Source organism: Desulfitispora alkaliphila (genome assembly GCF_050433185.1).
Classification (GTDB): Bacteria; Bacillota; Desulfitisporia; order Desulfitisporales; family Desulfitisporaceae; genus Desulfitispora; species Desulfitispora alkaliphila.
In genome coordinates, this window is record NZ_JBNPXS010000006.1 from 19,403 (window position 1) to 42,244 (window position 22,842).

Annotated in this window: 22 protein-coding genes and 1 pseudogene; 14 read left to right on the forward strand and 9 right to left on the reverse strand. The window is 39.1% G+C overall.

The window, feature by feature from the left end:
* Nucleotides 1-7: 7 nt before the first annotated feature.
* From GGQ84_RS03540 to GGQ84_RS03550, 3 genes and pseudogenes are all read left to right on the forward strand, one after another.
* The gene (locus GGQ84_RS03540; protein ID WP_429159241.1) at nucleotides 8-1,153 is read left to right on the forward strand and encodes a DNA adenine methylase; all 1,146 of its coding nucleotides are present in this window, start codon (nucleotides 8-10) and stop codon (nucleotides 1,151-1,153) included.
* Complete coding sequence (locus tag GGQ84_RS03545; RefSeq protein ID WP_429159244.1) at nucleotides 1,154-2,932, forward strand: AlwI family type II restriction endonuclease; 1,779 nt, start codon at nucleotides 1,154-1,156, stop codon at nucleotides 2,930-2,932.
* Nucleotides 2,933-3,063: 131 nt separating this feature from the next.
* A pseudogene (locus GGQ84_RS03550) lies at nucleotides 3,064-3,346 on the forward strand (transposase).
* 107 nt (nucleotides 3,347-3,453) lie between these two features.
* Here GGQ84_RS03550 and GGQ84_RS03555 read toward each other — a convergent pair.
* From GGQ84_RS03555 to sppA, 3 genes are all read right to left on the reverse strand, one after another.
* Nucleotides 3,454-4,029, reverse strand: coding sequence for a hypothetical protein (locus tag GGQ84_RS03555; RefSeq protein ID WP_429159246.1), 576 nt, complete (start codon nucleotides 4,027-4,029; stop codon nucleotides 3,454-3,456).
* A gap of 195 nt (nucleotides 4,030-4,224) precedes the next feature.
* On the reverse strand, nucleotides 4,225-4,698 hold the full coding sequence (locus GGQ84_RS03560) for an RDD family protein (protein WP_429159249.1): 474 nt from the start codon (nucleotides 4,696-4,698) through the stop codon (nucleotides 4,225-4,227).
* 15 nt (nucleotides 4,699-4,713) lie between these two features.
* A complete protein-coding gene (sppA, locus tag GGQ84_RS03565) occupies nucleotides 4,714-5,673 on the reverse strand; it encodes a signal peptide peptidase SppA (protein WP_429159251.1) in 960 nt (319 codons plus the stop codon).
* 166 nt (nucleotides 5,674-5,839) lie between these two features.
* Between sppA and GGQ84_RS03570 the strand changes: the two genes are divergently transcribed.
* From GGQ84_RS03570 to GGQ84_RS03585, 4 genes are all read left to right on the forward strand, one after another.
* Nucleotides 5,840-6,010, forward strand: coding sequence for a hypothetical protein (locus GGQ84_RS03570; protein WP_429159253.1), 171 nt, complete (start codon nucleotides 5,840-5,842; stop codon nucleotides 6,008-6,010).
* Nucleotides 5,985-6,143 carry a hypothetical protein gene (locus GGQ84_RS03575; RefSeq protein ID WP_429159255.1) on the forward strand — a complete coding sequence of 53 codons (159 nt, stop codon included), beginning with the start codon at nucleotides 5,985-5,987 and terminating at the stop codon, nucleotides 6,141-6,143. Before GGQ84_RS03570 ends, GGQ84_RS03575 begins: the two co-directional genes overlap by 26 nt.
* A gap of 82 nt (nucleotides 6,144-6,225) precedes the next feature.
* Nucleotides 6,226-7,269: a cache domain-containing protein gene (locus tag GGQ84_RS03580; protein ID WP_429159257.1), complete on the forward strand. Its 1,044-nt coding sequence runs from the start codon at nucleotides 6,226-6,228 to the stop codon at nucleotides 7,267-7,269.
* A gap of 17 nt (nucleotides 7,270-7,286) precedes the next feature.
* On the forward strand, nucleotides 7,287-7,991 hold the full coding sequence (locus tag GGQ84_RS03585; protein ID WP_429159259.1) for an ATP-binding protein: 705 nt from the start codon (nucleotides 7,287-7,289) through the stop codon (nucleotides 7,989-7,991).
* A 60-nt stretch (nucleotides 7,992-8,051) separates the two neighbouring features.
* On the opposite strand, the gene GGQ84_RS03590 is transcribed toward GGQ84_RS03585, so the two are convergent.
* The gene (locus GGQ84_RS03590; protein WP_429159261.1) at nucleotides 8,052-8,330 is read right to left on the reverse strand and encodes an FxLYD domain-containing protein; all 279 of its coding nucleotides are present in this window, start codon (nucleotides 8,328-8,330) and stop codon (nucleotides 8,052-8,054) included.
* Between the two features lie 120 nt (nucleotides 8,331-8,450).
* On the reverse strand, nucleotides 8,451-9,185 hold the full coding sequence (locus GGQ84_RS03595; RefSeq protein WP_429159263.1) for a DUF421 domain-containing protein: 735 nt from the start codon (nucleotides 9,183-9,185) through the stop codon (nucleotides 8,451-8,453).
* Between the two features lie 191 nt (nucleotides 9,186-9,376).
* Between GGQ84_RS03595 and GGQ84_RS03600 the strand changes: the two genes are divergently transcribed.
* The 4 genes from GGQ84_RS03600 (at nucleotide 9,377) to GGQ84_RS03615 (ending at nucleotide 15,011) form a co-directional block, all read left to right on the forward strand.
* Nucleotides 9,377-10,723, forward strand: a complete 1,347-nt coding sequence (locus tag GGQ84_RS03600; RefSeq protein WP_429159265.1) for a cyclic 2,3-diphosphoglycerate synthase — start codon at nucleotides 9,377-9,379, stop codon at nucleotides 10,721-10,723.
* Nucleotides 10,724-10,934: 211 nt separating this feature from the next.
* Entirely contained in the window at nucleotides 10,935-11,453 is a 519-nt protein-coding gene (locus GGQ84_RS03605; protein ID WP_429159267.1) for an NADH-quinone oxidoreductase subunit NuoE family protein, read from the forward strand.
* Between the two features lie 73 nt (nucleotides 11,454-11,526).
* Complete coding sequence (gene nuoF / locus GGQ84_RS03610) at nucleotides 11,527-13,260, forward strand: NADH-quinone oxidoreductase subunit NuoF (protein WP_429159455.1); 1,734 nt, start codon at nucleotides 11,527-11,529, stop codon at nucleotides 13,258-13,260.
* Between the two features lie 14 nt (nucleotides 13,261-13,274).
* Nucleotides 13,275-15,011 (forward strand): NADH-dependent [FeFe] hydrogenase, group A6, encoded by a 1,737-nt coding sequence (locus GGQ84_RS03615; RefSeq protein WP_429159269.1) that lies wholly within the window; start codon nucleotides 13,275-13,277, stop codon nucleotides 15,009-15,011.
* Nucleotides 15,012-15,093: 82 nt separating this feature from the next.
* On the opposite strand, the gene brnQ is transcribed toward GGQ84_RS03615, so the two are convergent.
* The 4 genes from brnQ to GGQ84_RS03635 form a co-directional block, all read right to left on the reverse strand.
* Nucleotides 15,094-16,410, reverse strand: coding sequence for a branched-chain amino acid transport system II carrier protein (brnQ, locus tag GGQ84_RS03620; RefSeq protein WP_429159271.1), 1,317 nt, complete (start codon nucleotides 16,408-16,410; stop codon nucleotides 15,094-15,096).
* An 86-nt stretch (nucleotides 16,411-16,496) separates the two neighbouring features.
* Complete coding sequence (locus GGQ84_RS03625) at nucleotides 16,497-18,437, reverse strand: SpoIIE family protein phosphatase (RefSeq protein ID WP_429159273.1); 1,941 nt, start codon at nucleotides 18,435-18,437, stop codon at nucleotides 16,497-16,499.
* Nucleotides 18,438-18,497: 60 nt separating this feature from the next.
* Nucleotides 18,498-20,453, reverse strand: a complete 1,956-nt coding sequence (locus GGQ84_RS03630; protein WP_429159276.1) for a DUF5050 domain-containing protein — start codon at nucleotides 20,451-20,453, stop codon at nucleotides 18,498-18,500.
* A 5-nt stretch (nucleotides 20,454-20,458) separates the two neighbouring features.
* Nucleotides 20,459-21,430: a patatin-like phospholipase family protein gene (locus GGQ84_RS03635; protein ID WP_429159279.1), complete on the reverse strand. Its 972-nt coding sequence runs from the start codon at nucleotides 21,428-21,430 to the stop codon at nucleotides 20,459-20,461.
* Nucleotides 21,431-21,564: 134 nt separating this feature from the next.
* Between GGQ84_RS03635 and GGQ84_RS03640 the strand changes: the two genes are divergently transcribed.
* From GGQ84_RS03640 to GGQ84_RS03650, 3 genes are read left to right on the forward strand one after another with little or no spacing between them, the layout of a single operon-like run.
* Nucleotides 21,565-22,020: a response regulator gene (locus GGQ84_RS03640; RefSeq protein ID WP_429159281.1), complete on the forward strand. Its 456-nt coding sequence runs from the start codon at nucleotides 21,565-21,567 to the stop codon at nucleotides 22,018-22,020.
* Nucleotides 22,014-22,313, forward strand: a complete 300-nt coding sequence (locus GGQ84_RS03645) for a SpoIIE family protein phosphatase (protein ID WP_429159283.1) — start codon at nucleotides 22,014-22,016, stop codon at nucleotides 22,311-22,313. The genes GGQ84_RS03640 and GGQ84_RS03645 overlap by 7 nt, the downstream gene beginning before the upstream one ends.
* Nucleotides 22,310-22,789, forward strand: a complete 480-nt coding sequence (locus GGQ84_RS03650) for a SpoIIE family protein phosphatase (RefSeq protein WP_429159285.1) — start codon at nucleotides 22,310-22,312, stop codon at nucleotides 22,787-22,789. The genes GGQ84_RS03645 and GGQ84_RS03650 overlap by 4 nt, the downstream gene beginning before the upstream one ends.
* Nucleotides 22,790-22,842: the final 53 nt, after the last annotated feature.

Consider the following 22,842-nt stretch of genomic DNA (forward strand, 5'->3'; position numbering starts at 1 on the left):
GAAGCGAATGAAACGTTTAACACCCATACTGAAATGGGCTGGAGGTAAAGAGAAAGAATTGAAATATATTCTACCCAATACTCCGCCTAAGATTAATAAATACTATGAGCCCTTTGTTGGGGGTGGGGCTGTATTTTTTGCAATGGGGGGTACTGCTAAAGAGACCTTCATAAATGATAAATCTACAGAGCTGATTAACCTATACACAATGATTAAAGAGGGTAACCAGGAATTTTATAGTAATCTGAGAAAGATAAATAAAAACTGGGTAATGCTTCAGAGGCTAGTGGAGAAGAATTCAGAGTACCTGATAAAGTTGTATGAGGAATACTCCATAGATAAATACACTGATACTGAATTCAAGGACCTGATTTATGAGTTTGTTTTGCATAGAGTTGATGAGTTTAACGGTATCTTATCAACGTCCTTTAATATCAATATAGAAAACTTTATTTTAGAGATTAAGAAAAACCTTATAAGCAAAACAAAGCGCATGAAAAAGCTAGAATTAGAAAAGTTTAAGCTCCCCACCGAGGACATTCTTCACAATATAGAGGGGGCTTTTAAAAGTGCGTTCTACATGCATTTCCGGCACCTTTACAATAATACAGATACCTATTCAATTAATATTCCCTTTGCCACAGCTATTTTCTACTTTGTGAGAGAATACTGCTATGCTTCTATGTTTAGATACAACAAGAGCGGCAAATTTAATGTGCCCTATGGAGGCATCAGCTACAACCGCAAGGATTTCTCAAGAAAAATAGATTACCTGCAATCTCAGGAGCTTCAAAGCTACTTAGAAAACACAGTGATTTCTAACATGGACTTTGCAGCATTTTTTGAGAAATACGCACCTGCTAGCGGGGACTTTATCTTCCTTGATCCTCCCTATGACAGTGACTTTAGCTCTTATGTAGGTTTAGACTTTGAGCAGGAGGATCAGCGCCGTCTAGCTGACTACCTATACAATACTAAGGCTAATTTTATGTTAGTCATAAAAAACACCGACTTTATCTTTGACCTATATGGGGACAAGGGCTTTAATATCCAAACCTTTGATAAGCAATATTTAGTTAGCTTTCAAAATAGGAATAATAAAAGTGCTAAGCACTTAATGATAACTAATTACGAGCCAAAAGGAGTGTCTTAATTGAATTCGTGGTGGTTTAGGATGAAGCCTAGAAGTATTGTGAAAACCATTCAGTGGTTTCCTCATTTTGCTGCTCTTGAAGGGGAGGACTGGAACTACACTTATCCAGATCGCCTGAGTGCTTGGGGAAATAAAAAGATATATCCTACTAGGAGAAAATATATTTACAGTGCCCACGGAGAAAGCTTAATGGAGGTTTACCCTTCCTTAGACGACTACTTATCTGGTAAGAGTGACACTAATGAAACTGAAAGTAGTGGGCGCAATGACAAGACATCCTTTGAATTTTATGGTTTTGGATTTGTAGACCAGAGTGGCAAGGTGAGGGCTACCAAAGCAGGGCATTTAATAAGAGACGGAAAAATGCAACCAGAGCTGTTACTAAAACAGCTACTGAAAATACAATTTCCCAGCCCAGCAAACCATAAAAAAAGCAGTAATGGAACCTATGTGTTCCCCATGGAGATAATTTTAGAAGTATTTAAGCACTTTGATTATCTAAATAAATTTGAACTGGGCTTCCTATTTGGCTGTACTGATATGGCGCAAGTTGATAAGACTATTGCTGCTATTAAAGAGTTTAGAAAAGCCTATTCTGAAATGGATAATAAGTTAGACACCACTTCAGTTAAAAAAATGTTTAACGAGATATTCAAACGCACTTATCCTCAGGTTACTAACAAACCAGAGACTTATTATGGTGATTACGCTGACGCCCTGATCAGGTGTTTAGAGTATACGGGCTTATTCCTGCAACGGGGCAGGGGCTTTTATGTTAAGCTATATATTCCTGAACACTCAAAGCTTAAGGTAAAGTTATTACAGGAGAAGTACAGTTTTGCCTATAATGGGGAAGAAGATTTTGAAAAGTACATGGAGTGGTTTGGCAATCCCTACAACATAAATCTCCCCTGGGAAAATAGAGAAAACCGTAAAGTAATAATTTCTGACAAGACACAAATATTAAAGACTAAGTTAAACCAAGAGAAAGCTAAAATTCCCCAGGAAGAACAGCAGCATTTGACTAGGATAATTGCTGACTTCAAAGATGTGGATCAATTAGAAACGGAAGAGGAGCTTACTGAAGCTGAGCTAGCTCTTTCTAAGCAGCTTGTATCAGTAAATGAAACCCTATTTACTACCTATTATGCTAAAACCGAAGAAGCTCGAGCAGAGATTATGGAAAAGTTTATAGATATTATCGAGGGGAACGAGGATATGGCTGCTCTGTGGTTGGAATGTAACACTTGGAAGTCATTAGTTGCCATTGATGGCGAGCATAGGGTAAAGCGAAACTTTAAGTTAGAAGAAGACTTAACCCCTAGGGCATTTGCCCCTGGGCAAGGTAATACACCAGACATGGAGCTTTACTTTGAAGATAATATAATCATACCAGAAGTTTCTCTAATGACCGGTGTGCGGCAATGGGAGCATGAGGGCTCTTCTGTTATTGACCATGTATACAAATTTATCAATAATTATCCCGAAAGAAATGTAATAGGTTTATTTATTTCCTCTAAGATAAACGTGCGCACTATGTGGCAATTTTATATTTTAAATCGGGAATCCTGGGTTGGGAAGGCTGTTCCTGTAATCCCGCTGACAATCAAGCAATATCTAGACCTAGTAGCATTTGTTTACCAACATAAGGTTGAGATCCAAGCAGTGATAAAACTGCTCCAAACACTTCGACAAGATGCATTTAACTGCACTACCTATAGCCGGTGGGAAGAGAAGATCCCTAAGTCTATCACGACATGGAAGAGAAGCACAGCATAAATAGAGGCAGAGCGAAATATTGGAAACCTATAAACTCTCAGCAAAGAATGAAAAGGTTCTTCACAAAGTCCCTCTGTGTTCTTGTGTTCTAAAATGGGAGCTTTTAGCTATGAAACAAAGGAGGTATCCAGATGGATAGTCAAAGTTTAGCACATACCAAATGGAATTGTAAATACCACATAGTATTTGCACCAAAATACCGAGGAAAAGTTCATTAATGATATTCGATAGACATGCGAATTTAAAGTACGATATGGGAACAGACAATTTTGGTGCAAAGGTTATTATGTAGATACCGTAGGTAGAAATAGAAAAACAATTGAGGAATATATAAAAAACCAACTGCAAGAAGATATAGCAAGTGACCAGTTAAGCTTAAAAGAGTTTATTGATCCATTTAGGGGCAGCTTGTAAAAGATATGCGGTTGGCGTAAAATTCAGCGTGCTTGAGGCACTGCCCAGTAATATGCCCTTATAGGGCTAGTGCAAACCACCCGTTTTACGGGTGGTCATGATTTAAATTAGTCTTTTTCTACAACTTCAACTAAATCAGCTGTGTTCCAAAAATCAGGAGCATGGTTAATTTGATATCTATCAATTACTATTGTAGCACTTCCTTCACTGCCGGGAGCACCAAATGCCTCTGCAGCTGCATAATTATCTGTAAAGCCAAACTTTAAACTCACCTGATCGATTTCTTCAATATCTTCTAATTGGGGAAGATATTTTTTTGAAGTTTCATCTACAGTAAAGATAACCTGATTTCCAGCTGTTTCGTAATCCTCATAGTGTTTGTATGTACCACTTAAAGTAGTAGCACCCTCAAATTTTATCACTGCTTGATACTCAGGCTCTTCTGAAATTACAGCTACTGTTATAATTTTCATAGCACCAACTGAGTCCCCAAGGGCAGCTGTTTTACCACTAAATTCACTACTAGCCAATTCAACAGGTTCTGTACCTGTCGCTTCAACGGCAGCATTATCTGCATTACCATTTTGATTTACATCATTAGAATTGTCATCTTGTGACCCACAGCCAGTGAATAATAAGGTAGCAATTGAGATTGATAAAATTAATACAACTAAACGCTTCATACTCTATTACACTCCTTGTTAGTTAATTATATTTATGTATTAAATTGTAACATTTCTGAAGCTTAACTGCTAAATGTAATTATTGTAATTTGCAATAAGGTGTGGGTATGTTGATAACTCTGTGGATAACCTGTTAGTAGCATGTTGAGATGATGTGGATAGAAAGAGCCACTAGAGGAGTTAGTGGCTCTGTTGCTATTCTTGAAACTCTACTGTACGCTTGACCTCAAGTTCCGGTGCTAACACTACGTAAGTATTGCCAATCATATCGTGCCAGCCCTGTTTTCTCGGGTGAAAGGCACACCAGATATATCCCAGTTGTAAGCCCAGTAATTGAGAGATGAAACGCCCTATTCCTTCCCTGAAGAACAGGGTGCCCCAGTCTAACGGTCTATTATCAGCTCGGATTACCTTTATTCCAACAATCATCTTACCCAAGGTCTGTCCCCATATCCTTGTCATTGTGGCAAAGTACAGAAAGCCAACTAGGCCTATAAAGGCCGCACTGAGGCCAAATATTGAGATTGACCCTACACTCAGATTAGCTGTAGTCGGAAGCCCGACAAAGAGTAAGCGAGATAGGGTGGAGATTGCCAGTAAATCAAACAGGAATGCCCAAAAACGCACCCAAAATCCTGCTAAGCGGTATGTTTTAGTATCTGTAGTCATAATAGTTCCTCCTTATTACCAAACCCATAAGTACATGGGTCTAGGTCTTTCCGGCTGGATAATGGTATCCATATTCAAAACACCCCGATTGCTGATATTTGGATTCAGCAACAGAGATCGGGGAGACCAAGGTGCTTGTGTATATCTGATTACGGTAGGGTTTTCAACACCACTTAGTTCTGCTGTAGCTGCAATAGCGTCATCTAGTGCTCCTATTTCATCCACAAGCCCTATTTGTTTTGCCTGTGGACCACTGTATATTCTACCGTCTGCAACTTCAATTACCTTTTCTTTAGCCATATTTCTACCTTGGGCCACAACGTCTACAAAGAATCCAAAGCTTTCGTCTACAAGAGATTGCATTATTTCTCGCTCTTCATCAGACATCTCCTTCATAGGACTCATGATGTCTTTATGTAATCCACTTTTAAAGACTTCCATGTATACACCGTGGTTCTCGGCAAGTTGGTGGTAGTTATAGTTTCCAATAATGACCCCAATAGAGCCAGTTATTGTGTTTCGATTTGCAAAAATTTTATCAGCTGGTGCTGAGATATAGTAGCCACCTGATGCGGCATATTTATCCATGTAAACTACTAGTGGCTTAGGGTGTTCTCTTTGAAGGTCTATTATGTGTTGATAAATCTCATCACTTTCATAAACTCCCCCTCCTGGAGAGTTAACTCGAAGAATAATGCCCTCAATCCTATCGCTTGTAAAGGCGTGTTCCAGTTGACTTAAAAATGTCTGGTGGTCATAGGCCGGCCTATTTCCAAAGCTAGAGGGGGTGCTATCTACAATTGCTCCATCTATGCTCAGTAATGCCAACTCTTCTGGCCCGCCTTCGGCGTAAACGTCCTCTTTCCAGTTCTGGTCAGAAGATATTTTAAAATCATCTGAAGGAAAGGGTAATAACACATTAATTATAAGTAAGACTGCAACGATACCTAGGGCTATTAAGCGCTTTTTACTCATTTATCATACTCCTTTTCATTTAATATCCTCCATTTCTGCTGTAGAAATTCATATATAGGCTTATTATAACAAATTAGTAGTTTTAAAGAAGCATTTTGTACTCAACTTTTTCTAAATATTACCGATAATATCTATAGGAAAAACTAACAAATTGGAGGTAGATACTATGGAGGTAACCAGTTTAGCACAACGAGGGTATGCACCTGCACCTAGAGCAGAAGTTCAAGGGAGGAATGCCTATGAAAAGGGTAAGGGTTCAAAAGAGGTAAAAGATCAATATATTCCCGCAAGCGCGGCAGGAAGCACAAGCGATGATTGGAGATGGGGGGCCATTTAGCCCTGAGGTAGTTAGCGATAGAATAGTGGACTTTGCCAAAGCTATGCTGGGAGGAACCCTGCCGGAGATATCATACCAAACCTATGATTTAGTCATGGAAAAGCTAGATGCTTGGAAAAGTGAAACAAAATAGAAACTGGAAATGAAGGTTTTTCAGAAGCACTGTAGAACAGTTACCATATCTGTCGAAATTTTCATGCAGAAGGGAAGTAACTATGTTTAAGACTATCAAATCAAAATTACTGCTATACTTTTTGGGTCTTTTTGTTGTTCTTATAATACTAGTAGGCTTTTTCTCTTACCAAAACCAAAAAGAAGTATTGAAAAATCACCTGGAAAAAAACTCAATCATATTTGGAGATACTATGGCAGCGGCTATAGAACAGATTATAGCAGAAACCTTAGCTAATACAAACTACATGGCTAAAAACCCCGTAATCAGAGACCCCCAATCCACATTTGATGAGTTGGAAAGAGAATTTGAGCATTTTTTAAATTCCTATAATATGTACTTTGGCGTTATACTTGTGGATCACATGGGAACAGTAATAGCTGATACTTCTGAAGGAGAGCTTATAGGAAACGACTTTAGTAATCGGCGGTGGTTTAAAGAGGCCATTCAAAACGAAATCTATATGTCAGATGTCTATTTATCTCCAGCGGTGAAGAGGCCTTTATTAGTTTTAGGTGAGATTGTAGAGGACCAACAAGGCCAGTTGATTGGAGTAGTTAGTCCTTCCTTTAACTTAAGGCACTTATGGCAGAAAATTGAGAGCTTTACTGAGCGCCAGCAGGATGTGGGTTTAAGTGGGTATGCATTTTTAATCAATGGAAATGGTGATGTGATAGCCCACCCAGACTATTCTAAGATATTAACTGAAAACTACCTAATGGATCAAAAACTAACCATTAATAAAATAAGGGAACTTAGTGAGTGTAACACTACTTATTACAATGCCAAAGACCAGACTATTAACACATTTGTCAAAATAGAGCAAATCCCAGGATTTAATAATGATTGGTATGTTGTTATAAGTGTGCCGGAAGAGGAGCTTTATAATCCTCTAAAGAGCTTACTAAAACAGTATTTACTCCTATTTGGAATTGTAATATCAGTTACAACTTTGATAATTGTGAAGTTTTCAGACTATATTGTTGCTCCTATTCAGAAATTGGTTGTAGCCACCTCTGAATATGGTGAGGGAAAGAAAATCGTTTCCTTAAAGAGAGTAATACATATAGTGAAATCCAAATTCTGAATGAAGCGTTCAATAACATGGTTGAACACAAGAACTCATTGGAAAAGGAACTAATTCGCTCTGAAAAGTTAAAAACAGCGGGCCAATTGGCAGCAGGAGTTGTCCATGAGATTAGAAATCCACTGACCACTATTAAGGGTTTTATGCAGCTTTTTCAAAATAAGGAGCACTTAGGCCAAGAAGATCAGAAATATTATCAGCTAATAATAAGTGAAATCAGTAGAATTGAGGGAATTATTACAGAACTTTTGAATACAGCTAAGCCCAATGCAAGTAAAGAGGTCAACTTTGATATTAATAACATAATAGAAGATATAGTGTTACTGCATAAATCAATAGCAGACGAGAAGTCTATTGAAATAGTTACAGATTGCTATTCGTTACCTGAAGTGAAACAAGACCCTGACCAAATAAAGAAGGTGTTTATCAATATAATCAAAAACTGTATTGAAGCTATGGATAAAAAAGGTGTATTGACTATTACCACTAATTATATAAAAGATAAAGAGGAAGTTGAGATTACATTTAAGGATACAGGGTGTGGTATGGACGAGGAAACACTAAATAAAATTGGAACACCCTTTTATACAACTAAGGAAGCTGGTACAGGCTTAGGGATGTTAACCTGTTTTCGGATAGTGGATGAAATGGGTGGTAGCCTTAATATAAAGAGCAAGTTAGGTGAAGGAACAACTTTTATAATTACAGTTCCAGTCAATTGAAAGAAGTGAACATAAGCTATTAATAAAAGAGAGGGGAATTCCCTCTCTTTTAAATTTAATCTACAAATCTATTTCACTTTGTCTGAAACGATCGCTATCTTCTTCATACTGAATTACCAAGCGGCTTATTTTATATGAATGCATGTCCTTATTGGTAATTCTACCTTGAAACTCTGCTTTTCCATTTGGTTCTAGGCCATAGACGTTGGCTACTCCAGTGTCTATTTGTACGTCATCCTCATTGTAGGCAGTAGTCCAGATAGAAAGATCTAATTTGTAGTTAGATTTATTTTCTAAAACTCCTACCAAGTGATAAGAACCATCAGTTTCCAGAAGCACTTCTTCTTCAATAAACTCAATAGCGCTTTCGTCTAGTTTTGCTTCTTCAGAACTGCAACCAACTATAAAAGTAATAATTACAGATTCTAATAATGTTAAGGTGAATTATTATCTAGGCTCTTAACTTGAGTTCTTTGCACTGGGTTTATCTTTTCCCTCGCCGATGAAAAACGATTTAATTACATTGATTGGAGGTTGCTCTGCTATATAGAGACTTCCATCGGTATCTAAAAGGGCTAATAACACATCCTGTGGTTTACTTAAATCTCTTTTGATAAGCTCATTTTCTAACCAGATATGATCTAGACCTAATGCTTTAAGGTTTTCATGAAAGACTTTACCATCCATAATTAAAGGTGTAGGTATGCCCTCGTAACTTGTAGCTAACTTGACATCAGTAGGGGTGATTGGCCTTGCTTGTGATTTTGGGATAACAGAAAGCTGACCATTTGCTTCTAAAGTGGCAAACTCAATATCGTGTATCCTCCGATACCCTTTTATTCTCAATGCAGCTTGAAGCTGGTTCAGGTTTATTTGGTTTTTTATGAGATTTGCCTTAACGATGCGTCCGTTGCGTATAAGTAAGTCTGGTTGTCCCCCGATGATAGTCTTAAGATAATTGTTAAGTGTACTAAGACTTAAAATGCTGTGCATTAAACCTAATACGGCTAAAGCTGCTAGGGCATTTAGAAGGGGAACATCTCGATTTACTATTAGTGCTGCTGATGCTGACCCTATTAGCATCATTACTACGAAATCATAAGGCTTTTGCTGAAATGTTAAACCCTTGCCTAGCAGACGAAGGATTAAAATTGACCATAGATAAACGATAATTGCTCGGGTTACTACTTCCATAACGATCTCCTTCTTTTTGGTTTAATTATTACCACTTATGGTAAATAATACTTAGTGCTTATTGTGTGCTCTTTGTAAAGAATTAATACTGAAGCATTAAAACAATTGACCCTTGAGCATTTACATAGCCAGTAAGATAGTATAAAATAGAGTAATTAAAGAGCTAAATCAATAATTAAGGAGTGAGCAAGTTGACTAAAAAAAATGTAATAATTATCGGGGCAGCTGGGCGAGATTTTCACAATTTCAATACATATTATCGGGATAACAAAGACTTCAAAGTAGTAGCCTTTACAGCAGCTCAAATACCGGATATAGATGGTCGGAAGTATCCACCTGAACTAGCTGGGGAGCTTTATCCAGAAGGGATTCCTATTTATGCTCAGGAACAGTTGCCGGAACTGATAAAAGAGCTAAAAGCAGATGAATGCGTATTTGCATACAGTGATATAAACTATAACGATGTAATGAATGTAAGTGCTATTGTAAACGCTGCAGGTGCTGATTTTGTATTGATTGGGCCAAAAAATACTATGCTGAAAAGCAATAAGCCTGTTATTTCTGTGTGTGCTGTTAGGACAGGCTGTGGGAAGAGTCAAACATCTCGAAAAATTATTGAATTGTTGATGGCTCATAATCTTAAAGTGGTTGCCGTAAGACACCCAATGCCTTACGGTGACTTAAATGAACAACGAGTGCAACGATTTGCTACGGTAGATGACTTAAAGAAACACAATTGTACAGTTGAGGAAATGGAAGAGTATGAACCTCATGTTACTCGTGGAAACATTATCTATGCAGGGGTGGACTACGAAGATATTTTACGAGCAGCAGAGGATGATCCCGATGGCTGCGATGTAATCCTATGGGATGGCGGGAATAATGACTTTTCCTTTTATGAAACTGATTTAGCAGTGACCGTATTAGACCCGCATCGACCTGGACACGAGCTAAGCTATTATCCAGGTGAAGTTAGCTTGAGAATTGCTGATGTGGCAATTATCAATAAAATTGACAGTGCCACTCCTGATGCAGTGGCTCAAGTAGAGGAAAATATCAAGAGAGTGGTTGATGCAGATACTGCTATTGTTAAAGCAGAATCTAAGATTAGCGTAGATGATCCTGATGTTATCAAAGATAAGCGAGTACTAGTAGTAGAAGATGGACCTACTTTGACTCATGGTGAAATGAAAATTGGAGCTGGGACAATTGCCGCTCAGCGCTTTGGTGCGAAAGAAGTGGTAGACCCTCGTCCATATACAGTAGGGAAACTAAGTGAAACCTTTGAAATCTATCCTCACATTGGCGTATTATTGCCTGCTATGGGTTACGGCGAGCAGCAATTAAAAGACCTGGAAGAGACGATTAATAACACTGGTTGCGAAGCTGTTATTATAGGAACTCCTATTGACTTGACTAGAGTTATCGATATTAAAAAGCCTTGCACCCGTGTCCATTATGAATTAGATGAAGTGGGGAGCCCAAATTTAGACGAAATATTAAAGGACTTTATCAAAAAGCATAACCTTGAAAGATAAAGCAAGCTCTCAAAGCTATTGAGGGACCGGTTCTACTGACAACATTGTTAGTAGAACGGTCTCTTTTTTTTTACCCTTTTGGAGGCATTATTTCTTAGGGTTCTTTTTAAAGGAGGAAAATATTACTCACTGTAGAATGTTATTATAGATATCTAAATATTCTAATTAGTTGTAAATATTAGCACAAAATTCGATGGGAGTTGAAAACTAAATGAGCAATTGTAGCTGTCAAACTGACAAATTTGAGCAGTTGTCGCAATTTATTGCTATCCACAAGGAGAAGCCAGGAGCCCTTATCCCGGTAATGCATGAAGCTCAGGATTTATTTGGTCACTTGCCTTTAGAGGTACAGAAGTTCATAGCCCATGAACTAGATGTCCCCTTGTCGGATGTCTACGGAGTGGCTACCTTCTACTCAAAGTTTACTTTAAAGGCCAAAGGCAAGTATCAAATAAATGTTTGTATGGGTACTGCCTGTTATGTAAAGGGAGCCCAGGCAATAGTAGAAAAGATCGCAGATACCCTGAACTTACAAATAGGCGAGACTACACCGGATGGAAACTTCTCTTTGGAAGCTACACGCTGTATAGGTGCATGTGGGCTAGCTCCAGTAATGACCATTAACGACGAAGTATACGGGGAACTTGATACAGATCAGGTGGAGAAAATTATGAAACAGTACTTAGAAAAGGTCTGGGGGGATGAAAATGATGAACCAAGAAATGCTTGAGGAAATAAAAGAGCAGACCCTAGCTGCTGCAAATATGTCTCCAGAAAGCAAAGGCCTTCGGGTAGTAGTGGGAATGGCAACTTGCGGCATGGCTGCTGGTGCCGGCTCAGTCTACGAAACTTTCACCCAGGAAATTACAAGAAGAGGTTTAGCTAGAGTAACCCTAGCGCAAACGGGATGCCTAGGAGTTTGCAGGCTAGAACCTATGGTAGAGGTTTATACACCAGGTCAACCTAAGACTACGTACATAAAAGTAACACCGGAAAAAGCCAAGCGTATAATTGCAGAACATTTAGTTAATGGACATGTGGTAGAGGATTATGCTCAAGAGGTGGAATTAGCAAACCAACAGCGAATTGCTCTGAAAAATTGTGGAATTATCAACCCAGAGGTAATTGATGAATATATTGCAAAAGACGGATATAAGGCACTAGCCAAAGCAGTCACAGAGATGACTAGAGAGCAGGTAATCGAACAAACAAAGGGCTCTGGGCTAAGAGGTCGTGGAGGTGGCGGCTTCCCCACGGGTCTAAAATGGGAGTTTACACACAAAGCTGAGGGAGACCAAAAATTTGTATGCTGCAATGCTGACGAAGGGGATCCGGGAGCCTTCATGGATCGAAGTGTCTTAGAGGGGGATCCTCATGCACTACTAGAAGCCATGGCAATTGCAGGCTATGCAGTTGGTGCTAATAAGGGGTACATTTACGTTCGGGCTGAATACCCTGTGGCAGTAAAGCGACTGGAAATAGCAATAGACCAGGCTAAAGAAGCAGGGGTAATGGGCGATAATATCTTCGGCTCTGAATTTGACTTCGATTTAGAGCTGCGACTAGGTGCAGGAGCCTTTGTCTGTGGTGAAGAAACAGCACTGTTAGTTTCCATCGAAGGTAAACGGGGAGAACCAAAACCAAGACCCCCATTCCCAGCAGTAAAAGGTCTTTGGGATAAGCCCACCCTTTTAAGTAATGTAGAGACCTTTGCAAACGTACCACAAATAATCCTAAAGGGTGCAGAATGGTATAGCGGAATAGGTACGGAAAAAAGCAAAGGAACAAAAGTATTTGCCTTAGGGGGTAAAATCAACAACACTGGACTAATTGAAATTCCCATGGGAACAACCCTAAAAGACGTAATATATGACATTGGGGGAGGAATACCTGGAGGCAAAGAATTTAAAGCTGCTCAGACTGGAGGCCCCTCAGGGGGATGTATCCCAGCAGAACACATAGATACTCCTATTGAATACGATACACTCATTGCCTTAGGTTCCATGATGGGATCTGGTGGGCTAATAGTAATGGACCAGGATACCTGTATGGTGGACGTGGCCCGCTTCTTCCTAGAATTCACAGTAGAAGAATCTTGTGGTAAATGTCCTCCGTGTAGAATCGGAACCAAGCGAATGCTAGAAATACTAGAGCGGATAACCAACAATGAAGGAGAACCAGGGGACATAGAAAAGCTAGAAGACCTGGCGGGCACCATCAAAACAGCTTCTCTGTGCGGACTAGGTCAAACTGCTCCTAACCCAGTTCTAAGCACCTTGCGCTACTTTAGAAAAGAGTATGAAGCCCACATAGAAGAGCGGATCTGTCCTGCGGGAGTATGTACAGCGTTCCTCAAATATGTAATAGAGGAAGAAAAGTGTCGCAAATGTGGACTATGTGCTCGTACCTGTCCAGTACAGGCTATTAGCGGCAAACCAAAGCAGCTCTATAGTATAGACAATGAAGCCTGTATCAAATGTGGACTATGTATCAGCAAATGTCCAACAAAAGCCATCGAAAAAAGGCATCAACAGTAAAGGGGGAGTTATAAATGAAAAAAATAAACTTGACCATCGATGGCCACAGTGTAACGGTACCTGCTGATTTCACCGTACTGCAGGCCGCTAGAGAACTAAAAATAAACATCCCGACTCTTTGCTTCCTAAAGGAAATCAATGAGATAGGTGCCTGTCGCATGTGCCTAGTGGAAGTAAAAGGAGCTCGGTCATTGCAGGCATCCTGTATGCTACCCGTAAGCGAAGGAATGGAAGTGAAAACCAACACAGCTCACTTAAGAAAAACACGACGAACCCTATTAGAGCTAATCTTATCTAACCATAATCGGGAATGCACCACCTGTCACAGAAACAGTAACTGTGAATTACAAGTTCTAGCAGAAGAGTTGGGAATTAGAGAAATACGCTACCCAGGAGAGTCACCCCAATTTGAAACAGATGAACTATCTCCCTCTATCGTAAGAGACCCAAGTAAGTGTATCCTCTGTCGGCGCTGTGTAGCAGTATGTCATAAAGTACAGCAAGTGGGAGTTATCCAAGCCACCGAAAGGGGCTTTGACACTAAAGTAGAGCCGGCTTTTAACTTGAGCTTAGACCAAGTTCCCTGCATTAACTGTGGGCAATGTATCCAAGCTTGTCCGGTGGCAGCCCTAAGAGAAAAAGACGACACAGATAAAGTATGGGAAGCGCTAGATAACCCAGATCTCCATGTAGTAGTGCAAACAGCACCAGCGGTGCGGGTAGCCCTAGGAGAAGAATTTGGCCTACCATCGGGAACTATAGTTACAGGTAAAATGGTAACAGCCCTTAAAAACCTAGGATTTGCCAAAGTATTTGACACAGACTTTGCCGCAGACTTAACAATAATGGAAGAAGGTCACGAACTGCTAGGACGACTAGAAGCAGGGGGAAACCTTCCCTTAATAACATCATGTAGTCCAGGCTGGGTCAAATTCCTAGAGCATTACTACCCTGACTTTATAGACAACCTATCCACCTGTAAATCTCCTCAGCAAATGATGGGAGCTATCTTAAAAAGCTACTACGCAAAACAGGCTGGAGTTGACCCAGAAAAAGTCTATGTAGTATCTGTAATGCCCTGTATTGCCAAAAAGTTTGAAGCTAATCGTCCGGAGTTAAATCACGATGGACTAAAAGACGTAGATGCAGTTATAAGTACCAGAGAACTAGCTCAAATGATAAAACAAGCAGGCCTTAAATTTAACAGACTTCCTGATAGTGAGTACGACAACCCCTTAGGGGAATCCACAGGAGCCGCAGTTATTTTCGGTACTACTGGTGGCGTAATGGAAGCAGCGCTGCGAACAGTAGTGGAAGTAGTGACAGGAAAAAAGCAGGAAGAGATTGAGTACGAAGCTGTTAGAGGTCTAGAAGGAGTAAAAGAAGTAGCTTTACCAGTAGGGGACATCACAGTAAAGGCAGCAATCGTCCACGGCACAGGTAACGCCCGAAAACTACTAGAAAAGATAAAAGCAGGAGAAGCTCAATATCACTTTGTAGAAGTAATGGCCTGCCCAGGTGGCTGTGTAAATGGTGGAGGCCAACCTATTCGCACTGCTGTGGAAAAGGACGCAACTGACTTCCGTGCAGTACGGGCAGAAGGAATTTACAAAGACGATAAACAAAGTAAGCTACGTAAATCTCACCAAAACCCAGCAGTCCAAAAGCTATATAAGGAATACCTTGATAAACCAAACAGTGAGTTAGCTCACAAGCTACTTCACACGCACTATACTAAACGAGAGCAGTAAAATAATATCGGAGCAAGCAAAAACCTAGAAGCGAACCCATAGGGGTTTTAACTTCTAGGTTTTATTATGCTTTTGTGAAAATCTATTTAGCCGAATTCATACTAGATTGTATTTCCGGTTCAGTAGTTCCAGTGAAAAAGGCAAACAAAGCAAAAATAAGTGCTGGGAGCATCCATTCAAGGCCTTGGCCTGCTAAAGGCAATAAAGCCATGGTATCACCTATCCAATTAACATTGAACCAGGTCCCTATTAAATTAATACCAGTCAATGCGGTAGTTACAGAAATTGAGGCCACATAAACAGATTTCTTTCCCTGAAAAAGCCCATGAAATAGGGATAATAATATTAAGACTATAATAATTGGATAGATAGTAATCAGTAGTGGAACTGAAAACTCAAGAATTTTTGCTAAACCCAGGTTAGCTAGGCTGGCACTGACTAATACTGTAAGCAAGCAAACCTGGTTGTAACTGACTCGGTTATTGGTTAAACGACTGAAATAAGCACCGCAGCTAGCTACTAAGCCAATAGATGTAGTCAAGCACGCCAAGGTCATGGCCACGGCAATTACCATTTGACCTGTTGAGCCTAGCAGTGTTGCTGTTACAAAAGACAGCATCTGACCGTGATTATCCCCTGTATAAAGAGTGCCTGTGGTAGCGCCGATGTAGCCAATTCCAATGTAAATTGCGGACAATCCAATTGCTGCTATTACACCGGCCCCAATAGTTATTTTGGCAACTAAATCCCTATCAGTTATGCCCTTAGCCTTGATTGAATTGACAATAACTAGGCCGAAAATAACAGATGCTAGGGCATCCATAGTGTTATAACCTTCTAAAAAACCCTGAGAAAATGGTGTAGCAAACTGTCCCGGTCCCATCTGCCCAGCAGGGCTCAAAACTCCCTTTACAATAATTATTCCTAAAAAGAGGACTAGAAAAGGAGTTAAAATTTTGGCTATGTTGTCCAACAACCTAGTAGGACGCAGAACGAAAAACAGAGTAATTAAAAAGAATAGCACAGTAGTGCTCAAAAGCCCAATTTGTGTATAGCCGTTCCAAAAAGGGTTAACTGCTACCTCGAAGGTAGTTGCAGCAGTCCTAGGTATGGCTAATAGAGGGCCGATTAATAAAATAACTGCTACAGTAATAATCTTGCTGAAAAGGGGATGAACTCTGTTGGCAAGGTGCTCTAAATCTCCATCAGCTTTTGCCACTGCAGCTACTCCCATTAGAGGAAGTCCTACCCCGGTGAGAATAAATCCTAAAATAGTTGGCCAAAGATCATCTCCCGCTTGTAATCCCAGCATAGGAGGAAAAATAAGGTTGCCAGCTCCCAAAAACATGGCAAGTAGTGCTAATCCTGTTACAAATACTTGTTTGTTTAAATCTCGCATTAGTGTTCAAGCTCCTTGTTTTAAATATTGTGTTATCAAACACAATGAAAATTATATCACTGTTACTATACTGAAATCAATGGTTTTTACTTACTTCTTAAAACTAAATAGGCTTTAGTGCCCTTATCATTGTAAAACAAGTAGTCGCACATAATCTGAGTCATAATTATACCGCGCCCTCTTTCTTGACCATGGAAGATATCTTCAGCTTCATTTTTCTTTTTTATCCAATCAAATCCATCTCCTTGATCTTCCACTGTTACTAAAACATAACCATCAGTAACAATTAAATCAATAAACACCTTTTTTTGTAAGTTTAATTTATTTCCGTGCTCCATCCCGTTGGATACTATCTCTTGGAGACAATGCAACGAGATTTCGTCCTCTAGGTGGATAGCAACCTGAGGGAAAACTTCAGAATACAAGCGCTCCAACTCTTCAAAAGTGCTTTTTAGCTCCCAGTGATATGTAATTTTTTCAGCTGCATCAAGCTGTAGTACTAAGCAAGTGATATCGTCATCTCCTTGAAGTGAGTTTTCGTTAAATTTATAAAAGTCTTCCTTCACCGCCTGCATAATCACATCTGAAGATAAGTGGCAATGGTCAAAGAAAACTTGCTCCAGCCTTTGATCATACATTGAATTATCTACTAGTTGCTCCGTTAGTCCGTCAGTGTTGAAAAAAATAGTCGTGCCGGGCATCAAATAAATATCTTTTTCTGTAAATTCATATAGGTTTCTCTGTAAAGCTCCGGAAATGGGTAAGCACTTACTAAATAAGTGTAGTTGCTCCCCGTTTCCAAGCTGAACTAGAGGTCGGTCGTGAAACCCAGCGCAGGAGTATGTTAGCTTATTTGTGTTTAAGTCCAGCACAGCTATATAGATGCTGATAAAGTAATCACCAGGATACTGCTGATCTATAAACTGATCTAGCAGGAACTGGAGAATTTCTTTAGGAGTGATCTTCTCAATGGGAAATGCAGAGATAAAGCTACTTATTGTGTTGTGCACAAAAGAACTCAGCAGAGCACCGTCTAAACCGTGACCAGTTACATCGGATAAATAGATAAGTAGCTTGTCATCTATTCTTTTTACATTGTAGAAATCGCCGCCTAGTTTGTAAGCTGGCTTGAAATAAGTGGCTACAGAAACACCGGGGATTTGCGGGAGCTTTTTTGGGAGTACTCTTTCATGAATTAACCTGGCTTTGTCAAGCTCTTGATTTAGTCTGCTATAAAGCTGAGCGAGTTCAATTTCTGCCAATTTACGTTCTGTGATATCTCTGTAGATTCCATAGCCACCTACAGCTTTATTATTAATGTAAACAGGGACACCCTTTAAAAAGACTTGAATAGGTGTTCCGTTTTTGTGATATCGAACAGTTTCAGTTTCTACAGTTTCCCCTTTAAGTATATTACAGCAGTAGTAATCACTGTTTTTCTGCATAGGGTCTACTACATCGTAGACGTTTTTACCTATTATTTCAGGTAGTAAAACACCAAATAATTTACAGAATTGCCTATTGGCATTGGATACATTAAACTTTTTGTCAAAATAAACAATAGCATCATTAGTCTGTGTAAACAGAGACTTAAAATTAGATTTCTCTACTAAAAGAGCTTCTTGTGTCTTTTTAAAATCAGTAATATCTACAGCTAGCCCTGCATGGCGAATTACTACACCGTTTTGATCTTTAATGGGAAATGATCGATCCCATATCCAGCGTATTTCTCCACCAGGCCTGACGATTCTATATTCTATATTTAAATAGTAAGTTTTCTTAAACTGCTCCATTCCTGCAACTACATCATCCAGATCCTCTTTGTGAACCGCATCCAAAAAGGAAACGGGATTATTATAGAGACTTTCACAGGACTTTCCCCAAATTTTTTCATAGGCGGGACTTATATAAAGGAGGTGCTTATCGTCGTAAGAGCGCAACCAAAATACCTGGTCAATACTCTCGACCAGTTGACGAAACCTATCCTCACTTTCTCTGAGTTTTTCTATGCAGTTAGTACTATCCATAAGCGGTCCTCCAACAACACTTTTTTTACATATATTTGTCACATTCCTAAAAAATCCTTCTTATAACAATAAATAGTTTGATAGTACAGAAGATAAAGCTCCCTCTACACCCTTACGTGAATTTATAAAAAACACTTTGTTATTACTAATGGCAAAGGCATAGGTCTCTTCGAAACTAACTAGATTATCACTATTACCTTGAGTGTCAACCTTGCAGATGGTGCGATAACTGTGCTTTGAAGCTATTACGTCTTCGATAAAGTATATATACCCATTGCTCGGGTATAAATAACTGTGGTTTTTATTTTTACTTAAAATGATTGGGTTATTCCCTGTAAGGTCTGTCTTAACTAAATCCTTGTTTCTAGTAAAATATAAGTATTCACTATAGATTATAAGGTTATTTAAGTTTTTATTGTTGCTTATGTAAACTACTTCTTGAGTGCTTCCCTCTGTTGCAATTCGACAGATTTTCTCTCCGAAGTTGTCTATGTAATAGATCCAGTGGTCAATTATGTTCAAGCACTGAGGAGAGTCTTCGGTTGTTGTTATTATCCTAAAATTGTCCTCAGGGATATTTATACTGCAAATATTCTTGCCAGAACAAAAAAACAGTGTATCACCATAATGGTTTAAAGAGGAGATAGCTTTTTCATCAAAAAGAACATTGTCGCTAGCATCAACTAAGTTGACTTTGCGCAATTCACCTTTAATATGGTGCAATGGTCTACTCAAATCAACCGAATTTGCCTTAATATAGTAGATAGAATCTCCGATTAGGTTTAAACATCCACTGGGGACATTGTTTATCTTTGTCTTTTCGCTTCCATCTTTTTTACATTTATAGATAGAGTGATTGTCTGCTTTATTAATATAATAAACCCATTCACCTGATACCTCTATAAAAGATTTTGGGCACTGTTCGCTTGGTTCTACTTCTGCACTCGCCACTCGGGGGCTGATAGGTTCTAAAGGAGTATTTTTGTTGTTAGCTACAATATTAAGGTTAACTAGTAGCTCAACGGCAAAATCAAATACTTGTATTTCCTTAGTTGTGGTAGTAAAAGCTTGATTTTTCAGGTATTGACTAACCAATGATGCCTTTATTTGCGTTGGTTGCACTACTAGGTTAGCTACTTCTAGCTGCTGGCCAACTGTGTCTACTAGGTATTTTTCTTCACCATCAAGCTGTAGCAGTTTATCAACACCTTTTAAAACTGGAACATGAAATATCTCTGCATTAATAATATTATCAATCTGGATATCTTCAAATAGTCTGTTAATCAACTCAGGTTTTTCGCTTAAGTACAAAAAGAAATCATTATAAGAAACAGTTTTTTTTACATCAATACCTACTTCCGCTAATGTGGCTTTGAAAAAAACCATTAATTCATCAGTTGACCAGTTTCCTTTAGAAATAGTGTAGAAGTCATTGACGACGCAGATAATCTTTTCTAGTTCAGGCAACTCACAATAATCAATGCCATTATAAGAATGATAGCCAATTGTTGATTTCCAGTGAAGAAGTTGTACATCTCGCTCTAGTTTGTCCAGCCTTGTTTCTAGCTTCAATATTTTAGAGCAGACTTTCTTGAAATAAACCTTTAATGTATCGTAGATTTCATTAATTTCTCTATCTGTTTCCAAGGACAGTGTGTTTAACTTGTTGTTAATGGCCACTATCATATCAAAGGAGAGTTTGTTTTCTTCAGCTAGCTTTTGGATTAACTGCTGGGAAGCAAACTGTGATTTAGCAAGGTTCACCTTGATTTCAGCATCAAGAACGCGGTTTTTTCCAGTTAGGCGACCCCAGAATCTATCCAGGAAACCCTGTTCAGCAAGTTCCTTAGCTTTAGCTTCACTGGTAGTAAGGCAGACCACACTGTCCATTACTAGTTTAGTTACCTCAGAAGTGCTTTGTGTTTGCATAATAGCTGTAGCGTTGATTAGCTGTTGAATTTCAGTTTTGTCGGATTGATTTAATCCTGTTGGATAATCCAGTTGAAGATTGCTCATGCTGTCTATTCCTCCAAGTCAGTTAGCATTTTATGTAAATCTCTTTTTGTGTCTTGTCGGTTCTTTAATAAGAATGTTCTTTTATTCAGATACTCAGCCTCTTGGCGGCTACCCTGTTCTAAAACAGCTTTCTTATCTAGTTGGAGCTTTCCGCTTTCATAAATTGCTTTTATTACTCTAACTCCGTCTGTATAGCCCTGTTGCATCCTCAACATAGCGCTTTCAGCTGAGAAGTCCAGTGTTCCAGAAATTAAGCCACCTTGGTCCTCTTGGGGCAATATTTCTATAATATTTGCCTGGGGAAAGTCTTTCTTGTTGATAATGCTATCCCTGCTTAAATGTATGGCTAAGATGTGTCTATAGCCCTTATCATAAAGGGGTTGTATTGGCAAATTATCTCTGACCCCTCCGTCTATATAGTGTTTATTATCGATCTCTTCTTCGTCATAGACAAAGGGAATGGCGGAGGTGGCAAGTAGGATAGACATGATTTTATCCACCTCAGTTCCATCTAGGTTAAAGTATTCAGATTTAAATGTCTTTAAGGAAAAGCAAGTAGCATAACAGGGTATAGGGGAATTTTTAACTAAATTTAAATCTAAGTAGTTATTTATAATTTCTAAAAGCCCTGTTCTTGTAAATACTCCATGCTTTGATGCGTTGGTAGCAAAGGAGATAATAGATGTGATTGGAAAAAAGCGCGTAAGCCCTAAGGATACCAAACGCTTAATTAGTTTATCTTTGTCTAAAGATAAAATCTTATCTTGGGAAATTGATAACCACACCTTTTCCGCCAGTTGATAATCTCCGTGTACAAATAGTGCTGCATTTAATGCTCCCACAGAGGTTCCGGATACTGCTGTAATGTTTTTATCTACACCGTATTCCCGTAGGGCTTTCCAGACTCCTATTTGATAAGCCCCTTTACCTCCGCCACCAGCTAATACTAGTCCAACTCCTGTATTTATTTTGCTCACCGCCTATTTTAGAATATTTTTAATAACTTATTTCGACATAGGGGAATATTTACCTTTAAATCTGCATTTTGTTTGATGCCTAATAATTAATGGGATATAATGAGGAGAAAGATTAGAAGTATGGAGTGGTGAAAGTGAAAGTTATAGTAATAAGTGAGGATAAAGGGCTTATAAGTAGAATTAAGGCTGTCTTGGAAAGAGAATATGGTCAAGTGAAAGTGGCTGCAGTTAAAACTGTTGAGGAAGTCCTTGCTGAGCCTGTAACTCCTCACATTGCAGTTGTGGACTTACACACCCAAGAAAGCTATGAAGTGAAAAAGTTGCGGGAAAGCTTAAGAGGAGTAAGTATTTTGGGTCTTTTTAAACAAGGGGAATCAGATAAAATCAATCACTTCATAGACCTGGGTGGAGATGATTATCTATTGATGCCCTTTGAGGATGACCAGTTTAGGTACAGAATTCGGGTTACTGCAAAAAATCAGGATCTTTTTCAGCGGTTGGGAATGGAGTTAGAGAAGGCCCGTTTAATTCACGAGAGCTCTTTAACTAAACAGATGTTTCAGGTCACGGGCTGGATAGCGCAATGTTAAATAATTTTATTATCGAAACGGTGAAAGGATACTTTGCGCTGAAGCACCAACCGGGACAAATAGTATCTCCTAAAAAGATTATTGACTACATAGTGGAGAAATATCATCAGGAGAACTTCCCGGGAGATTACTTTGTTTGTATTTTCTTAGCCGTTATAGATATTAAGACGGAAGAAATTACATACAGTAGTGTGGGTTTTCAACTCCCCCCTCTTTTTCTTCTAAAGAACGGGAAGGTGATGGAGCTTGGAACTGGAGGATTACCTGTCTCAAGTGCATCGAGCGGGAGATGATGAGCTATGAGGATCAGTATATAAAGCTAGATGCAGATGCGGTACTGCTATTGACTACGGATGGCCTCTTAGAGCAGACCAGGGATGGAAGTCAATATGGGGATAGAATTCAAGCGCTTTTGAAGCAGAACGTAGAATCAACTTCTGGGGAAATTGTAAAGGCCATAGAGGAGGACTTTGGGAAATTTTTGGGGGAGCAAAAAAATGAGGATGATATTACTTTATTAGTGCTAAAATATTCTTATGAACAATGCGCCGTTAAGTATGATGTTTCTAAGTTAGAGGAGTTTTTAGAGGAGATAAAAGAGGCAATTGAGGATGATAGGGGAGCTCAGAGAAAGTACTCCAGTCTAGCTCAAAAGAGCCATGCCCCAGCAGTAAAAGCATTTTTTCAGCAACTGGTAATGGATGAGGCAGAACACGAAAAGCTACTAAAGTCAAGGTATCAGGCCCTAAAAAAAATAAACCATAGCTAACCCTTAAGGGGAAAGCTATGGTTTTTGTTAACAAGAAGTTAAACTATTGAGAT

Excerpts from the sequence above, each read along its gene's own strand:
- GGQ84_RS03540 (WP_429159241.1), top strand. The coding sequence starts at position 8 with ATGAAACGTTTAACACCCATACTGAAATGGGCTGGAGGTAAAGAGAAA.
- GGQ84_RS03555 (WP_429159246.1), bottom strand. The coding sequence starts at position 4,029 with ATGAAGCGTTTAGTTGTATTAATTTTATCAATCTCAATTGCTACCTTA.
- GGQ84_RS03560 (WP_429159249.1), bottom strand. The coding sequence starts at position 4,698 with ATGACTACAGATACTAAAACATACCGCTTAGCAGGATTTTGGGTGCGT.
- sppA (WP_429159251.1), bottom strand. The coding sequence starts at position 5,673 with ATGAGTAAAAAGCGCTTAATAGCCCTAGGTATCGTTGCAGTCTTACTT.
- GGQ84_RS03570 (WP_429159253.1), top strand. The coding sequence starts at position 5,840 with ATGGAGGTAACCAGTTTAGCACAACGAGGGTATGCACCTGCACCTAGA.
- GGQ84_RS03575 (WP_429159255.1), top strand. The coding sequence starts at position 5,985 with ATGATTGGAGATGGGGGGCCATTTAGCCCTGAGGTAGTTAGCGATAGA.
- GGQ84_RS03580 (WP_429159257.1), top strand. The coding sequence starts at position 6,226 with ATGTTTAAGACTATCAAATCAAAATTACTGCTATACTTTTTGGGTCTT.
- GGQ84_RS03585 (WP_429159259.1), top strand. The coding sequence starts at position 7,287 with ATGGTTGAACACAAGAACTCATTGGAAAAGGAACTAATTCGCTCTGAA.
- GGQ84_RS03595 (WP_429159263.1), bottom strand. The coding sequence starts at position 9,185 with ATGGAAGTAGTAACCCGAGCAATTATCGTTTATCTATGGTCAATTTTA.
- GGQ84_RS03605 (WP_429159267.1), top strand. The coding sequence starts at position 10,935 with ATGAGCAATTGTAGCTGTCAAACTGACAAATTTGAGCAGTTGTCGCAA.
- nuoF (WP_429159455.1), top strand. The coding sequence starts at position 11,527 with ATGGCAACTTGCGGCATGGCTGCTGGTGCCGGCTCAGTCTACGAAACT.
- GGQ84_RS03615 (WP_429159269.1), top strand. The coding sequence starts at position 13,275 with ATGAAAAAAATAAACTTGACCATCGATGGCCACAGTGTAACGGTACCT.
- brnQ (WP_429159271.1), bottom strand. The coding sequence starts at position 16,410 with ATGCGAGATTTAAACAAACAAGTATTTGTAACAGGATTAGCACTACTT.
- GGQ84_RS03625 (WP_429159273.1), bottom strand. The coding sequence starts at position 18,437 with ATGGATAGTACTAACTGCATAGAAAAACTCAGAGAAAGTGAGGATAGG.
- GGQ84_RS03630 (WP_429159276.1), bottom strand. The coding sequence starts at position 20,453 with ATGAGCAATCTTCAACTGGATTATCCAACAGGATTAAATCAATCCGAC.
- GGQ84_RS03645 (WP_429159283.1), top strand. The coding sequence starts at position 22,014 with ATGTTAAATAATTTTATTATCGAAACGGTGAAAGGATACTTTGCGCTG.
- GGQ84_RS03650 (WP_429159285.1), top strand. The coding sequence starts at position 22,310 with ATGATGAGCTATGAGGATCAGTATATAAAGCTAGATGCAGATGCGGTA.